This is a genomic window from Actinoplanes sp. CA-030573, assembly GCF_050951115.1.
GTDB lineage: Bacteria > Actinomycetota > Actinomycetes > Mycobacteriales > Micromonosporaceae > Actinoplanes.
Map to the genome: position 1 here is coordinate 5,521,781 of NZ_CP192038.1, position 16,062 is coordinate 5,537,842.

Annotated in this window: 9 protein-coding genes and 3 pseudogenes; 7 read left to right on the plus strand and 5 right to left on the minus strand. The window is 72.0% G+C overall.

The features are described from left to right. Window positions 1-79 precede the first annotated feature (79 nt). Window positions 80-2,503: a glycogen/starch/alpha-glucan phosphorylase gene (locus tag ACQP2F_RS25595; RefSeq protein ID WP_433291491.1), complete on the plus strand. Its 2,424-nt coding sequence runs from the start codon at window positions 80-82 to the stop codon at window positions 2,501-2,503. Between the two features lie 14 nt (window positions 2,504-2,517). Here the strand turns inward: ACQP2F_RS25595 and ACQP2F_RS25600 are convergent, their stop codons facing one another. The 4 genes from ACQP2F_RS25600 to ACQP2F_RS25615 all read right to left on the minus strand — a co-directional run bounded on the left by ACQP2F_RS25600 (window position 2,518) and on the right by ACQP2F_RS25615 (window position 7,862). Continuing rightward, window positions 2,518-3,873 (minus strand): cellulose binding domain-containing protein, encoded by a 1,356-nt coding sequence (locus ACQP2F_RS25600; protein WP_433291494.1) that lies wholly within the window; start codon window positions 3,871-3,873, stop codon window positions 2,518-2,520. Window positions 3,874-4,186: 313 nt separating this feature from the next. Beyond that, entirely contained in the window at window positions 4,187-4,831 is a 645-nt protein-coding gene (locus tag ACQP2F_RS25605) for a TetR/AcrR family transcriptional regulator (protein ID WP_433291496.1), read from the minus strand. A gap of 13 nt (window positions 4,832-4,844) precedes the next feature. After that, window positions 4,845-6,434, minus strand: coding sequence for an MFS transporter (locus tag ACQP2F_RS25610; protein WP_433291499.1), 1,590 nt, complete (start codon window positions 6,432-6,434; stop codon window positions 4,845-4,847). Between the two features lie 150 nt (window positions 6,435-6,584). Next, entirely contained in the window at window positions 6,585-7,862 is a 1,278-nt protein-coding gene (locus ACQP2F_RS25615; RefSeq protein ID WP_433307611.1) for an acetyl-CoA C-acetyltransferase, read from the minus strand. Between the two features lie 46 nt (window positions 7,863-7,908). On the opposite strand from ACQP2F_RS25615, the pseudogene ACQP2F_RS25620 reads away from it, so the two are divergent. The 6 genes and pseudogenes from ACQP2F_RS25620 to ACQP2F_RS25645 form a co-directional block, all read left to right on the plus strand. Next, window positions 7,909-8,052: pseudogene (locus ACQP2F_RS25620) on the plus strand (3-oxoacyl-ACP reductase); the annotation flags it as partial. 147 nt (window positions 8,053-8,199) lie between these two features. Next, window positions 8,200-9,381, plus strand: a pseudogene (locus ACQP2F_RS25625) (3-oxoacyl-ACP reductase); the annotation flags it as partial. Between the two features lie 3 nt (window positions 9,382-9,384). Further along, complete coding sequence (locus ACQP2F_RS25630; RefSeq protein ID WP_433291501.1) at window positions 9,385-10,212, plus strand: MaoC/PaaZ C-terminal domain-containing protein; 828 nt, start codon at window positions 9,385-9,387, stop codon at window positions 10,210-10,212. A gap of 47 nt (window positions 10,213-10,259) precedes the next feature. After that, entirely contained in the window at window positions 10,260-11,471 is a 1,212-nt protein-coding gene (locus tag ACQP2F_RS25635; protein ID WP_433291503.1) for an acyl-CoA dehydrogenase family protein, read from the plus strand. Beyond that, window positions 11,471-12,999 (plus strand): annotated as a pseudogene (locus ACQP2F_RS25640) (AMP-binding protein). Before ACQP2F_RS25635 ends, ACQP2F_RS25640 begins: the two are co-directional and overlap by 1 nt. 16 nt (window positions 13,000-13,015) lie before the next feature. Next, window positions 13,016-14,788, plus strand: coding sequence for a diguanylate cyclase domain-containing protein (locus ACQP2F_RS25645; protein ID WP_433291505.1), 1,773 nt, complete (start codon window positions 13,016-13,018; stop codon window positions 14,786-14,788). A 131-nt stretch (window positions 14,789-14,919) separates the two neighbouring features. Here the strand turns inward: ACQP2F_RS25645 and ACQP2F_RS25650 are convergent, their stop codons facing one another. Then, the gene (locus ACQP2F_RS25650) at window positions 14,920-15,936 is read right to left on the minus strand and encodes a serine hydrolase (protein WP_433291508.1); all 1,017 of its coding nucleotides are present in this window, start codon (window positions 15,934-15,936) and stop codon (window positions 14,920-14,922) included. Window positions 15,937-16,062: the final 126 nt, after the last annotated feature.

Consider the following 16,062-nt stretch of genomic DNA (forward strand, 5'->3'; position numbering starts at 1 on the left):
TTAACCTCGATCGGGATTCCGGGGCCCAAGTCATGTATCCGACAACTTTCTGCAACCTGACTGCGGCAGGGTGCGTCCCATGGACCTTCGGAACGGTATCGGGCTGCGACCGCTCGGAAGCTCGGCGGCCGAGTTCGAGCAGGACCTGCTGAGCAACCTCTACTACCGGCGGGGAACGACCGTCGAGTCGGCCAGCATGCAGGACGCGTACGAGACGCTCGCCTTGACCGTGCGCGACCGCCTCGCCGAACGCCGCGCCCGTACCACCGCGGCGCATTACGCGGCGAACCCGCGGTGGGTCTACTACCTCTCGGCCGAGTACCTGCTCGGCCGCCAGCTCGAGCAGAACCTGCTCTACTCCGGTACGGGCACGATCGCGACCGCCGCGCTCAAGGCGCTCGGCGTCTCCTACGACGAGGTCGAGGCGCTCGACATCGAGCCGGGCCTGGGCAACGGCGGCCTCGGCCGGCTCGCGGCGTGCCTGGTCGACGGCCTGGCGACGCTCGACATCCCGGCGGTCGGCTACGGCATCCGCTACGACTTCGGCATCTTCAAGCAGGACTTCGCCGACGGCGCGCAGGTGGAGAAGCCGGACGACTGGACGTTCCAGGGCAACCCGTGGGAGTTCCCGGCTCCGGACGACCGCGAGCCCGTCTTCTTCTACGGCCACGTCGAGAAGGGCGAGGACGGGCGGCGGAAGTGGGTCCCGGGCGAGGTCGTGCTCGGCGAGCCCAGCCACATGCTCGTTCCCGGGTACGGGACGGACACCGTCAACATCGTGCGCCTGTGGAAGGCCCGGGGCAGCGAGTCGTCCTTCGACCTGTCCCGCTTCTCCGCCGGGCAGTACGCCGAGGCGGTCCAGGAGGCGGTCCGGGCCGAGAACATCAGCAAGGTCCTCTACCCCGACGACTCGACCGAGCTCGGCCGGGAGCTGCGGCTCAAGCAGCAGTACTTCCTGGTCTCCTGCTCGCTGCGGGACATCCTGCGCCGCTTCCGCCTGTGGGGCGCGCCGCTGACCGACCTTTCCGACAAAGCGGTCATTCAGCTCAACGACACCCATCCGTCCCTGGCGATCCCCGAGCTCATGCGGCTGCTCGTCGACGAGGAGGGCCTCGACTGGGACACGGCTTGGGCGATCACGCAGCGGACCTTCGCGTACACGTGCCACACGCTCTTGCCGGAGGCCCTGGAGACGTGGCCGGTCGGGATGTTCGAGCGCCTGCTCCCCCGCCATCTGGAGATCGTCTACGACATCAACGAGTGGCTCCTCGGCCAGGTCCGGTCGCGCTTTCCCGGGGACATCGAGCGGGTACGCCGGATGTCGCTCATCCAGGAGACGCCGGAGCGCCGGGTCCGCATGGCCAATCTGGCCGTCGTCGGCACCACGGCGGTCAACGGCGTCGCCCAGCTGCACTCGGACCTGCTCGTGTCGACCACGTTCGCCGATTTCGCGACGCTGTGGCCGGGCAAGTTCCGCAACGTCACCAACGGGGTCTCGCCGCGCCGCTTCGTGCGCCTGGCCAACCCCAAGCTCTCCGACCTGATCTCCTCGGCGCTCGGCGACACCGGGTGGATCAAGGACCTCGACCGGCTGGCCGAGCTGGAGCAGTTCGCCGGCGACGCCGGCTTCCTCGAGCGCTGGCGCGAGATCAAGCGGGCCAACAAGGTGCGCCTCGGCCTGGGCGATCCCGACTCGCTGACCGACGTGATGGTCAAGCGGTTCCACGAATACAAGCGCCAGCAGCTCAAGCTCCTGCACGTGATCAGCGAGTACTTCAAGATCAAGGACAACCCCGCCGGCGCGTACGTCCCCCGGACCGTGCTCTTCGCGGGCAAGGCGGCCCCGGCCTACCACGCCGCCAAGTCGATCATTCACCTGATCAACGCGGTCGCCGCCGTGATCGACGCCGACCCCGAGGTCTCGCCGCACCTGAAGGTCGTCTTCCCGCCGAACTACAACGTCACGCTGGCCGAGCTGATCATCCCCGCCGCCGACCTGAGCGAGCAGATCTCGCTGGCCGGCAAGGAGGCCTCCGGCACCGGCAACATGAAGCTGGCCCTGAACGGCGCGATAACCATCGGCACCCTGGACGGCGCCAACATCGAGATCCGCGACCGGGTCGGCGCGGACAACTTCTTCCTCTTCGGCCTCGACACCCCGGCCGCGGTGGCGCTGCGGTCGTCCGGCTACCGGCCCCGCGACTACTACGAGGCCGACCCGGAGCTGAAGCGGGCGCTCGACGCCATCGCCGCCGGCGTGTTCGGCGGCGTGGGCCAGGAGGTCGCGGCATCACTGCTCAACCACGACGAATACCTGACCCTTGCCGACTTCCGCGCCTACGCCGATTGTCAGGACCAGGTCGAGCGCGCCTGGCGGGACGCGGACGCCTGGACCCGGTCGTCGGTGCTGAACACCGCCCGGAGCGGCTTCTTCTCCGCCGACCGCACCGTCAGCGACTACGTGTCCGGCATCTGGCAGGTCTCCCCCGTGACAGTCGGATAGAAGGGCCGCGGCGGTTAGGGGCTGGTGCAGGTGACGGTCACGGCGGCGGGCGTGCCGGTCGCCGTGTAGCCGAACGTCGTTGTGGCGTTGGCCGGGACCGCGCCGTTCCAGGAGGCGTTCTTCACGGTCACCGCGTTGCCGGTCTGGGTGTAGCCGGCGCTCCACAGCTGCGTTATCTGCTCACCGTTGGTGAAGGTCCACCTGGCCGTCCAGCCGTTGAGGGGCGTGCCGCCGGCCTTGATCGTCACGGTTGCCTGGAAGCCGCCGTTCCAGGAGCTGACCACGGCGTTCCTGGCCACGCAGGTGCCGGCGGGAAGCGTCGTGGGCATGGTCATGGGCGGGGTGGTCGGGTACGAGGTGTTGGGGCTGGTCGGCGGGACGGTCGGGGCCGTGGTCGGCGGGGTGGCCGGCGTCGACGGGGATGTCGTGCCACCGGCGCTTGTCGTGTACGTCGTGGCGGTGTAGGGCTGCGAGCACTGGGTTCCGCAGGCGGCGGGGAGCGCGAAGCTGTAGACGCGACCATTGTTGATCAGTTGGTCGTTCACGTCCCGTACGCGAATCTGGAAGTTGGTCGCGCCCGAGGTGAGGCCGCCGATGATGTAGGACTGGCCCATGTCGCCGTTCATCGCGGCCTTCTGCCAGGTGCCGCCGGAAAGGTACTCGACGCCGTGGATGCCGTTGGCCAGGTGGGAGACGGCGATCGCGGGCCACCACGCCTGGGCACCCTGGAGGAAGCCGATCTTGATGTCGCCGGTGTAGTTCGGGGCCGGCACGTACGACCAGGAGATGTGCCGGTTGTTCCAGTGGTTCGGGTACATGTCGCCGACCGCGGCGCCGTTCTTGGCGAAGCGGTTCAGCGAGTCCTTGGCCAGGTCGAGGTGGTTCGGGTCGTCGCGGCACCAGGCGTTGGAGTCGCCGCAGCTGTCGGCGACGATCATGGTGAGGGTGGCGCCGTTGTAGGCGTCGGCGGTCCACGCGCCGTTGCGGCAGAACGCCTGGTTCGGCGCGCCGTCGTTGACGCCGGTGCAATAGTCGCCGATCGACACCTGAACGAAGCGCCCGCAGTTCAGGCCGTTGTTCCAGGCGCCGACCCGGGACGCGTCGGCGACCGGTCGCGGGTAGAAGCTGTAGTCGCCGGGCGTGTTGTAGACGTTCAGCGCGACGAAATCCGGCGAGTCGAGCTGAGATTGAGGAAGACCGCAGCCACCGTACGGCGCTCCCAGCGCATCGAAGTACGTGGCGTTGCCGACGACCGGGTCGGCTCCGGCGGCCGGCAGCTGGAAGCCCAGCATCACCAGTCCGGCGGCGACCGCCGCGGCCAGCCCGGTGCGGAGACGAACCCATCGAGATCTGCGGCGGCTCCCGGCCATGACGGTTCTCCTTCGGCAAGTCCGCCCCGGCCGCGGGTGGATGACGGCCGGCGGCGCGGCGATTGGGAGCGCTCCCATCGCTGAGTGTCGATGATAGGAGAGCGGCCGGAGAAGCGAAAGCAGAAGCGATGGCGGAAGCGCGAGGCGGGCCGGGAAGCGCTGGCGCGAGGCGCGGCGCGGGCCGGGAAGCGCTGGCGCGAGGCGCGGCGCGGGCCGGGAAGCGCTGGCGCGAGGCGCGGCGCGGGCCGGGAAGCGCTGGCGCGAGGCGCGGCGCGGGCCGAGGTGGGCGGCGGGTGGCCGCCCACCGGGAGGGTCAGGCGGCGGCGCCGCGGAGGATGCTGTCGACCAGGGCCTCGGCGAAGCCCTCCTCCTTGATCGCGGGGTTCCAGCGCAGCATGTTCTGCATCATCGACGGGCCCGAGATCATCAGCAGGGTGAGCTCGACGTCGAGGTCGGCGCGCAGCTCGCCGGTCTCGACGCCGCGGCGGATCACCTGGCGCATCACGTCGCGGCGGGGCTCGATGACGGCCTGGTACATGTCGTGCAGCTGCTCGTCCTTGAGGAACTCGGGCAGCAGGCACACCGTGGCCTGGCCGTAGCGCAGCGCCCGGCCCGAGCGGTTGGCCTTGACCAGCATCACCAGGTCGTCGCGGACCGACTCGCCGCGCGGGGGCGGCAGCGGGTTCTTCATCGAGGCGACCGCGTCGATGAGCAGCGCCTCCTTGTTCGGCCACCGGCGATAGATGGTGGCCTTGCCCACGCCGGCCTTGGCCGCCACCGCCTCGATCGAGATGGCGGCGACACTTTGGCCGGCGCTGAGCAGCTCGAGCACGGCGTCGAGGATGGCCTCGTCGGCCTGCGCGCTGCGGGGCCGGCCGGGAGACTTGCGCTCCTGGCCGGCCTCATTGACAGCGCCGGCGGCGCCGGTCGCGTTCACTGCCGTGGTCATGGCGTTCATTGTTACCGACGCGTCACGCCTCGACCAGTTCCACGCCCTGCTCCTCGGCCAGACCCTCGGCCGAGGTGGGGGCGGGAGCCGCGGCCGGGCGCTTGCCGGGAACCCAGACGACCGCGACCAGCGCGCCCAGCACCGCGAAGATCGCGCTGCCGACCGACGCGTAGTGCATGGCGGTGATGAACGAGTCGTTCGCGCTCTGGATCAGGGCCTGGCCGGCGGCGCCGGCCCGCGAAGCGACGCCGTAGGCGCCGGAGATCGACTCCCGGGCCGCGTCGGCCGCGCCGGCGGGGAGGCCGTCGGTGGCCGAGCCGAGGTGGTCGCGGTAGACCGAGGAGAGCACCGCGCCGAGCACCGCGACGCCGAGCGCGCCGCCGAGCTGACGGATCGTGTTGCTCACCGCGGAGCCGACGCCCGCCTTCTCGCGGGGCAGCGACGCCATGATCGCCTCGGTGGCGGGCGGCATCACGTTGGCCATGCCGACGCCCATCACGAAGTACGCGGCGGCGACGACCCAGATCGGGGTGGTGGCGCCGACGAAGACCCAGACGCTCAGGCCGATCGCGACCAGGACGAGGCCGGTGGTGGCGACGATCTTCGGGCCGAACCGCTTGACCATGGCCGCGCTGCGCGGGGCGAACACCATCTGGGCGGCCGCGAACGGCAGGAACAGCGCGCCGGACGCGAGCGGCCCGTAACCCCGTACGAGCTGAAGGTAGAAGGCCCCGAAGAACATGGCGCCCATGGCCGCGAAGAAGATCAGGCCGATGATGCCGGTCGAGGCCGAGAACTGCTTGTTGGCGAAGAGGCGCACGTCCAGGGACGGGAACGCGACCCGCCGCTCCCAGAGCACGAACCCGACCATCACCAGCACGCCGGCGGCCAGCGTGCCCCAGGCCAGGGTGTCGCCGAAGCCGTCCTCGCCACCCTTGATCACGCCGTACGTGACCAGGCTGAGCCCGATGATCGACAGAACCACGCCCAGGACGTCGATCCGTCCCGGCCGCGGGTCACGCGACTCCGGAACCAGGATCGCCACCAGCGCCACGCCGATCACCACGATCGGCACGTTGATCAGGAAGACCGAGCCCCACCAGAAGTGCTCGAGCAACAGGCCGCCGACGATCGGGCCGATCGCCACGCCGAGGCCGACCGCGCCGGCCCAGACGCCGATGGCCCGGCCGCGCTCCCGCGGCTCGAAGACGTTGGCGATGATCGAGAGGGTGGCCGGCATGACGGCCGCGGCGCCGAGACCCATCAGGGCACGGGCGCCGATGAGCTGGCCGGGTGAGTCCGCGTACGCCGAGATCAGGGACGCGATGCCGAAGATGGCGAGGCCGGTCATCAGCGTGATGCGGCGGCCGAGGCGGTCGGCCAGGATGCCGGCGGTGAAGAGCAGGCCGGCGAAGACCAGGGTGTACGAGTTGATGGCCCACTCGAGCTGACTCTGGGTGGCGCCGAGCCCGTGCTGCGGGTCGGCGATGGTGCGCAGCGCGACGTTGAGCACCGTGTTGTCGAGCACGACCACGAGCAGGCTGATGACCAGCACGCCGAGGATCGCCCAGCGCCGGGGGTGCCCGGTCTGGGTAGCTGCAGGAGTGTCCATGAGGTCCCCACGTTTTGATACGAGACTGTTCCGTATTTAAGGGGAACCGTAGTACGCCGTCACTCGAAACGGAACGTATCCGTATCGGAATGTGCCGACGATCACGAAAAAGGCCGGCCCCGCGGACGGGACCGGCCTTCGCGACAGTGCTCAGCGTTCGAGGATCGCCACGACGCCCTGGCCGCCGGCGGCGCAGATGGAGATCAGGCCGCGGCCGGAGCCCTTCTCGGCGAGCAGCTTGGCCAGCGTCGCCACGATGCGGCCGCCGGTCGCGGCGAACGGGTGCCCGGCCGCCAGCGACGAGCCGTTGACGTTGAGCTTGCCGCGGTCGATCGAGCCGAGCGGCGCGTCCAGACCCAGCTTCTCCTTGCAGAAGACCGGCGACTCCCAGGCGGCCAGCGTGGCCAGCACCTGCGACGCGAACGCCTCGTGAATCTCGTAGAAGTCGAAGTCCTGCAGGGTCAGCCCGTTGCGGGCGAGTAGCCGCGGCACCGCGTAGGCCGGGGCCATCAGCAGCCCCTCCTCGCCGTGCACGAAGTCGACCGCCGCGTCCTCGGCGTCGACGAACCAGGCCTGCACCGGCACGTTGTGCGCCCTCGCCCACTCCTCCGAGGACAGCAGCACGGTCGAGGCCCCGTCGGTCAGCGGCGACGAGTTGCCCGCGGTCATGGTCGCGTCATCCTTGCCGAACACCGGCTTGAGCTTCCCGAGCTTCTCCAGCGTGGTGTCGGCGCGCAGGTTCTGGTCCCGGGTCAGTCCCAGATAGGGCGTCACAAGATCATCAAAAAATCCGCGGTCGTACGCCGCGGCCAGCCGCCGGTGCGAGGCGAGCGCCAGCTCGTCCTGGTCCTCGCGGCCGATGCCCCACTTGAGCGCGGTGATCGCGGCGTGGTCGCCCATCGACAGGCCGGTGCGTGGCTCGGCATTGCGCGGGACGGCGGGCAGGAACGCCTGCTGCGGCCGCAGCCGGGACGCGGCCCGGAGCCGGTCGCCGAGCGTGCGGGCCCGGTTGAGCGCCAGCAGCGCCCGTCGCATGTCCTCGTTGAGCTGCAACGGCGCGTCCGATGTGGTGTCCACGCCACCGGCCACGCCGGCGTCGATCTGCCCGAGGGCGATCTTGTTGGCGACCAGGACGGCGGCCTCGAGCCCGGTGCCGCAGGCCTGCTGGATGTCGTACGCCGGGGTCCGCGGGTCGAGCCGGGACCCGAGCACGGTCTCGCGGGTCAGGTTGAAGTCGCGCGAGTGCTTGAGCACGGCCCCCGCCACCACCTCGCCGAGCCGCTCCCCGGCCAGCCCGAACCGGGCGACCAGGCCGTCGAGGGCGGCGGTCAGCATGTCCTGGTTCGAGGCCTCGGCGTACTTCGAGTTGGATCGGGCGAACGGGATCCGGTTCCCACCCAGGACCGCGACGCGACGGACGCTCTGCACGACAACCTCCACTGACCCGGACGCTACTGACGAGTAGGCTACGCCCATGGGTGACAGGTACGCGAACTTCGCGAACTCCGGTGTCGGGCGTGGCGTGGTGAAGCGGCTCGGGCTGCCCGACCCGCCCCGGCTGCGTCGCTACCGCCCGGGCGACCCGCTCGCCGACGGCCCGGTCCTGCTCGGCGCCGCCCCACTCTTCGCGCCGGCCGGCGGAACAAGCGGGGCCGGCGGGGCCGGCGCGGCCGGCGGAACCGGCGCGGCCGGCGGAACCGGCGCGACCGGCACGGCCGGCGGAACCGGCGCGACCGGCACGGCCGGCGGAACCGGCGGCCTCGGTGCGGCCGGGCGCCTGGCCGGGCCGGTCGCGAAGCTGCTCGAGGCGGCCGGGGCCGAGGTCACGGAGACCGCCGGCGACGGAACCCGCTACGGCGCGCTGATCTTCGACGCCAGCGGGATCACCGACTCGGCCGGGCTGCGCTCGCTCTACGACTTCTTCCACCCGGTCGCCCGCAGCGCAAAGGCGAGTGGGCGGGTGATCGTGCTCGGCACCCCGCCCGAGGCCGCGGCGACCCCGCGCGAGGCCACCGCCCAGCGCGCCCTCGAGGGCCTGACCCGCAGCATCGGCAAGGAGTTCGGCCGGGGCATCACGAGCCAGCTCGTCTACGTGGCGCCCGGCGGCGAAGGGGCGATCGAGTCCACCCTGCGCTTCCTGGTGAGCGGCCGGTCGGCGTACGTCTCCGGCCAGGTCATCCGGATCGGCGCCGGCAGCGCGCCCGCCCCCGCCGACTGGGACCACCCGCTCGCCGGCCGGACCGCGCTGGTCACCGGCGCCGCCCGGGGCATCGGCGCGGCCATCGCCCGGGTGCTGGCCCGCGACGGCGCCGAGGTGATCGCGCTCGACGTGCCGGCCGCCGGCGACGCGCTCGCCGGGGTGGCCAACGACGTGCGCGGCCGGGCGATCCAGCTCGACCTCACCGCGCCGGACGCGCCCGAGCGGCTGGCCGGCCACCTGACCGGGCTCGACATCCTGGTGCACAACGCCGGCATCACCCGCGACAAGACGATCGCCCGGATGGACGAGAGCCGCTGGGACTCGGTGATCGACGTGAACCTGTCCAGTCAGGAGCGGATCAACGACCTGCTGCTCGAGCGCGGGGTGATCAACGACGGCGGCCGGCTGGTCGGCGTCGCCTCGATCGCCGGCATCGCGGGCAACCGGGGGCAGACCAACTACGCGACCAGCAAGGCCGGCGTGATCGGGCTGGTGCAGTCGATGGCGCCGGTGCTGGCCGGCCGGGGCATCACCATCAACGCAGTGGCGCCGGGCTTCATCGAGACGGCCATGACCGCGAAGATGCCGCTCTTCCTGCGCGAGGCGGGACGGCGGATGAACAGCATGTCGCAGGGCGGCCTCCCGGTCGACGTCGCCGAGACCATCGCCTGGTACGCGTCACCCGGCTCGGCCACCGTGACCGGCAACGTGGTGCGGGTCTGCGGCCAGAGCCTGCTGGGGGCCTGAGCCGTGGCCGTCGTCGAGCTCGACCGGAACCCGCGCGGCCTCTACCTCAGGGCCGCGCTCGGCCTGCTGCCCGGCCGCCGCGGCGACGACCTGCCCGACCGGGAGGTCGTCCGCCGCGGCGTGACCGTCGACCGCGACCACCTCGCCCGCTACGACCGGGTGTGCGGGTTCCGGCTGACCGACACGCTGCCGGCCACCTATCCGCACGTGCTGGCGTTCCCGCTGGCGATGAGCCTGATGGCGGCGCCGGACTTCCCGTTCCCGGTCGTCGGCCTCGTGCACGTGGCCAACCGGATCACGGTCGAGAGGCCGATCGACGCCGGCGAGCCGCTCGACCTCATGGTCCGCGCCGAACGGCTCCGGCCCCATGACCGGGGCCGGGTCTTCGACGTGGTGGCGACCGCCTTCGCGTCCGGTGAGCAGGTGTGGACGGGCTTCTCGACGTACCTCTCCAAGACCGGCGCCAAGAGTGACGGGAGCGGCAAGCGCGACCAGCCGGCCGCCCCCGCCCCGACCGCCCGCTGGCGCGTCACGCCGCGGGTGGGCACCGACTACGCCGCCGTCTCCGGGGACCACAACCCGATCCACACCTCGCGGATCGGCGCGCGGCTGTTCGGCTTCCCCCGGCCGATCGCGCACGGCATGTGGAGCAAGGCGCGCTGCCTGGCGGCGCTCGAGGGCCGGCTGCCCGCGCGGTACACCGTGGACGTGGCGTTCAAGCAGCCGATCCTGCTGCCGGCGACGGTCGGCTTCAGCTTCGCCGGGACGGCGGGCAGCTTCCGGCTGGACGGCAGGCGGCCGCATCTTGCGGGCCAAGTTACGCCACCGTAACGTTACCCGCTAGTACGTTCCGGTTCGTCCGAAGGGTGACCGCGCGCATGGAGTTCTGGCTCGACCTCAACGAGGAGCAAACCGACCTGCGGGACTGGGTCCACGGGTTCGCCGAGGGCGTGATCCGGCCCGCCGCGGCCGAGTGGGACGAGCGCGAGGAAGCACCGTGGCCGATCATCCAGGAGGCCGCGAAGATCGGGCTGTACGGGTTCGAGTTCCTGGTCAACACGTGGTCGGACATGACCGGCCTGAGCCTGCCGCTGGTCAACGAGGAGCTCTTCTGGGGCGACGGCGGCATCGCGATGGCACTCTCCGGCACCTCGCTCGCGGTCGCCGCGATCTACGGCTCGGGCACCCCGGAACAGCTGGTCGAGTGGGTGCCGCAGTGCTTCGGCGATGCGGCCGAGCCGGCGGTGGCGGCGTTCTGCACGACCGAGCCCGAGGCCGGCTCCGACGTGGGCGCGATGCGGTCCCGGGCCGTCTACTACGAGGCGACCGACGAGTGGGTGCTCAACGGGCAGAAGGCGTACGCCACCAACGGGGGCATCGCGAACGTGCACGTCGTGACGGCGTCGGTCGACCCGTCGCTCGGCTCGCGCGGGCAGGCCGCCTTCATCGTGCCGCCGGGCACCGCGGGCCTGGCCGGCACCCGCAAGCTCAAGAAGCTCGGCCTGCGGGCCTCGCACACCGCGGACGTCTTCCTCGACGACGTACGCGTGCCGGGGTCGTGCCTGCTCGGCGGCAAGGAGGCGCTCGACGAGCGGCTGGCCCGGGCCCGGTCCGGGCAGCGGGCGTCGCGGCAGGCGGCCATGCGCACGTTCGAGCTGTCCCGCCCGGCGGTCGGCGCGCAGGCGATCGGCATCGCGCGGGCGGCCTACGAGTACGCGCTGGAGTACGCCAAGAACCGGGTGCAGTTCGGCCGCCCGATCATCGAGAACCAGGCCATCGCCTTCGCCCTGGCCGACATGAAGATGGAGATCGACGCGGCCCGGCTGCTGGTCTGGCGGGCGGCCTGGATGGGCCGCAACGACCGGCCGTTCGACGCCGGCGAGGGCTCGATGTCCAAGCTCAAGGCGGGCGAGGTCGCGGTGGCCGTCACCGAGAAGGCGGTGCAGATCCTGGGCGGGGCCGGCTACCTGCGCGAGCACCCGGTCGAGCGGATGTTCCGGGACGCCAAGATCTACACGATCTTCGAGGGCACCAGCGAGATCCAGCGGCTGGTGATCTCCCGCGCCATCTCCGGAATGCAGATCAGGTGATGTCCGGGCCGTTCGTGCTCGCCACCATGGCGCGGCGGGGCCTGCTGCAGCCGGGACCGCCGCACCGGGTCGTGCGGCAGTTCCGGGCGCTCGGGGCGTGGGGCTACGGGCTGGCCGGGGAGCTGCGGCAGGCGGCGGCGCGGTCCTCGTCGCAGGTCGCGGTGATCGATTCTTCCGGTTCCTACACGTACGGTGATCTGCTCGATCGCTCGTCGCGGCTGGCGGGCGCGCTGCCGGTCGCCGCCGGTGACCGGGTCGGGGTCCTGTGCCGCAACTCGGCCGACATGATCGTCGCGCTGGTCGGAACAGCGTCGATCGGCGCCGATCCCGTCTTGATCAACACTGGGCTGTCTTTTCCCAGCTCTCCGACGTGATCGCCGCCCAGGGGCTCAAAGTCGTCATCCACGATCCGCGCTTCGCCCACCTTTTATCCGGATTTAGTGGGGCGATTGGTACGGATCGGCTCGCCGATCTGATCGCGTCGGTGCCGCCGGTGACGCTGTCGCCGCCGCCCCGCCCCGGCCGGACGATCGTGCTCACCTCGGGGACGACCGGGACGCCGAAGGGCGCGCAGCGGCCGACACCGAACGGGTTCTCGCCACTGTGCTCGATCATCGACCGGATCCCGCTGCGGGCCGGGACCCGGATGATGATCGCGGCGCCGCTGTTCCACACCTGGGGTTACGCGGGGCTCCAGATCGCGCTCGCGCTGCGGGCGACGGTCGTGCTGCGGGAGCGGTTCGATCCGCCGGCCGCGCTCGCCGCGATGCGCTCGGAAGGCTGCACGGCGCTGATCGCCGTACCGGTGATGCTGCAGAGCCTGATGGAGCTCCCGCCGGACCTTCCGCTCCCGCCGCTGTCGATCGCCGCGGTGAGCGGCTCGGCGTTGCCCGGCGGGCTCGCGACCCGCTTCATGGACCGCTACGGCGACATTCTCTACAACCTGTACGGCTCGACCGAGGCCTCGTGGGCGTCGATCGCGACCCCGGCCGACCTGCGGGCCGCGCCGGACACCGCCGGGCGGCCGCCGCACGGGACCGCGGTCGCCGTGCTCGATCCGTCCGGCGCCCCCGTGCCGCCGGGCGAGACCGGGCGACTGTTCGTCGGCAACGAGATGCTCTTCGAGGGCTACACCAACGGCAGCGCGCGGGAGCTGCGGGACGGCCTGCTCGCGACCGGCGACCTCGGGCACGTCGACGCCACGGGCCGGGTCTTCGTCGACGGCCGCGAGGACGACATGATCGTCTCCGGCGGCGAGAACGTCTTCCCGTCCGAAGTGGAGGGCCTGCTCGCGGACCTGCCCGAGGTGCTCGAGTGCGCCGTGATCGGGGTGCCGGACGACGAGTACGGGCAGCGGCTCGCCGCGTACGTCGTGCTCCGCGCGGCCGGCTCGCTCGACGCCGACGCCATCCGCGATCACGTGCGCCGCCACCGCGCCCGCTTCTGTGTGCCGCGCGATATCATCTTTCTTCCCTCGCTCCCCCGGAACGCCACCGGTAAGGTGCTGAAACGCGAGCTTCCCCACTGATCCTGGAGCATCGCCCATGCAGGACCCCTCGCGGCGGGCCGCACGCATGCTGGAACGGGCGCAGGCCGGCGAGGCCGACGCGGTGCTCATCGAGGCCGAGTCGCTCCTCCGCCTGCCCGGCGGCGACCTCGCCTGCTTCCACTTCTGCCGCGTCGTGGCCCTGATCGTCCAGGGTGACCTGCGCTCGGTGCTGCGCGCCGTCGAGCACATGCTGCGCGCGGCCGACCGCGAGGGCAGCAACGGCTGGCGCGCCGCGGCGCTGTCGACGCGGGCCTCCGAGCGGCTGCGGCTGGGCGAGGAGGACATCGCCGAGTACGACGTGGACGCCGCGCTGCGCGATCTGACGCTGGCCGAGCGCCTGGTGTCGGCCGAGACCGACGACCCCATCGCGGCGGTCAACGCGCGGGTCGGCATCGCGGTCGGCTACCTGCAGCTGCGCCTGTACGAGCTGGCCGGCCCGCAGTACGAGGCGGCCTACGAGATCAGCGCGGCCGACCCGGCCCAGAACGGCAACCGCTCGATGTGGCTCACCAACCTGGGCGAGATGCACCTGCACTGGGCGCTGGAGCTCTACCAGGTCGGCCGGGTCGCCGAGGCCGAGCAGCACACCGCGCGGGCCGAGTGGTTCGCCGTGCAGGCCGCCGCCGAGGCGTCCGGCGAGGAGGCCGAGGCCTGGCGCGACATGGCGCTGCTGATGGCGGCCTGTGCCCGCGCCGACCGGGCCGACCCGGCCGGCGCGTCGGTCGACATCGAGCACTACACCGCGGCCCTGCAGGCGCGCGGCGTGGTGCCGTCGATGCTGGCGTACAGCCAGCCGTTCCGCGCGGTCGCGCTCAAGCGCTCGGGCCGCCTCGACGAGGCGCTGCGCGTGATGGACGACGCGGTGGCCTCCCTGCCGCCCGACGCAGGGTGGCTGATCGCCGCGGCCACGCACCGCACCCGAGCGCTCCTGATCGCGGCCGGTGCGCCCGCTTCCCCCGCGCCCGCTCCCTCCGCCGCCGCCCCTTCCTCCGCGCCCCGGTCCTCCGCGCCCGCTCCTTCCGCCGCCGCCTCCCCTTCCTCCGCGCCCGCTCCTTCCGCCGCCGCCCCCTCCTCCGCCGCGCCCACTTCCTCGGTGCCCTCGTCCGCCTCCGACGCCTCTGATGGCGGACGGTCGGCCCGCCGGATCGCGAACGCCGAGGCCGAGCTCGCGTATGGCGACGCGCTCGCGGGCGCCCTGTGGCGTCAGCGCCAGCACACGCTGCACACGGCCGCCACGCTCAAGTCGCTGGAAGCCCTGCGCACCAAGCACGAGCAGGCCACCCGCGCCGCCGACCTCGACCCGCTCACCGGCATCGCCAACCGCCGCGCCTTCGACAGTGCGGTCCGCCGCGCCCAGTCGCTCCCGGGCGCCGCCGACGCGCCGGTGACCGTCATGATCATCGACGGCGACCGCTTCAAGCAGATCAACGACACGATGGGCCACTCGGCCGGCGACACCGCGCTGCGCGAGATGGCCCGCGTGCTCGCCGCCGAGCTGCGCGACCAGGACTTGATCGCCCGCCTCGGGGGCGACGAGTTCGCCGCCCTGCTGCCCGACGTCGCCCCGGCCGCCGCCGCCGTGGTGGCCGAGCGGATGGTCGAGGCCGTGCGCCACCTTCCCGATTGCCCGACCACGATCAGCATCGGCGTCGCCTCGGCGCCCGCGATCGCGCTCGACGACGCGTTGCGCCGGGCCGACCAGGCCATGTACGAGGCGAAGCGGGCCGGCGGCGACGCGGTACGGGAGCACGCGTTCCTCACCCCGTAGACCTTTCGCCCACCGCCGGCGCGCCGGTCAGCCTCCGCGAGCCGCGCGCAACCTCGATCCGCTCTGCGCGCGCCGCGGTCAGCCTCCGTTGACCGGCCGGAAGGGCTCGATCCGTTCCGCGCGCGCCGCGGTCAGCCTCCGTTGACCGGCCGGAAGGGCTCGATCCGCTCCGCCGTGCCGGTGCGGGCCAGGGTCGACGCCGCCGGGGCGCCGGCCGGCAGGTGGTCCATCATCGTGCGGCCGATGACCGCGTGCGCCTGCACGGCCGGGTGCGTCGAACCGTAGTTGTCGAGGTCGCCCAGGCCCTCGGCGAACATGGCGTAGGTCAGCTTGGGCAGCCCATCCGGCCCGAACATGATGCCGGCCTCGTGCCGGGACGCGCCGAGCGTGTTGAAGTCGGCGCCGTACTTCGTGGCCACGCGGCTTCGCTCGTCGGAAGACATCACCCGCCGTACGCCGTCCATGTAGCCGTTGATCCACCGCGTGATGCCGAGCAGGAAGGTGCACGACTGCGGCGACAGCAGGGTCTTGGTGGCCAGCCGCCAGAGCAGGTCGTGCATCTCCCGCGGCGTGGTCGTGCCGAGGAAGAACCGGTTCGGGTTGGCGACGGGCTCGACCCGCGTGTGCACGAAGCCCTTGGCCGCCAGGATCTCGTTGATCTCGGCCGCCGGGACCACGCGCCCGCACATGCGCACCGCCGTGTTGTCAGAGACGAGCAGCATCGCGGTCAGGAAGTTGGCGATCGTGATCTCGTCGCCCCAGACCGTGTGCAGGAAGTAGATGCCGCTGCCGCCGAGGATGATGTCGGCGGGCAGGTCGAGCTTCTGGCCCAGGGTCAGCTCACCGCGGTCGATCTTGTCCATCACCGCGGTGGCGACGGCCAGCTTCTGCACGCTGTAGCCCTGGGTCACGTGGTCGGCGTCGTCCTCGACGATCGGGGCCGGGACGCCGGTCGCGTCCACGCCCGCGATGTGGGTGTGCCAGGTGCCGCCGGCCTTGGCCTTCTCCCGCTCGTAGGTGGCCCGGATGCGGGCCGGCCCGGGCCGCGCCGCCTCGGCCGGCGAGCCCAACATGAGCGCCGCGGTGGCGGCGGTGGCGGCGGTCGCGCCCAGGCCCAGGGCGGAACGGCGCGAGAAAGGAACGGACATCGGGCTCCCCCGTCGGCAGGCATCGGTCGCCGTCAACGTACTAGACGGTCGCCAAGATCCGCCGTCCCGCCGCGGGCCCGGACGCGTCCGGCTCCGGCAGGTCCAGGCCGGTGCGCAGCATGGCCG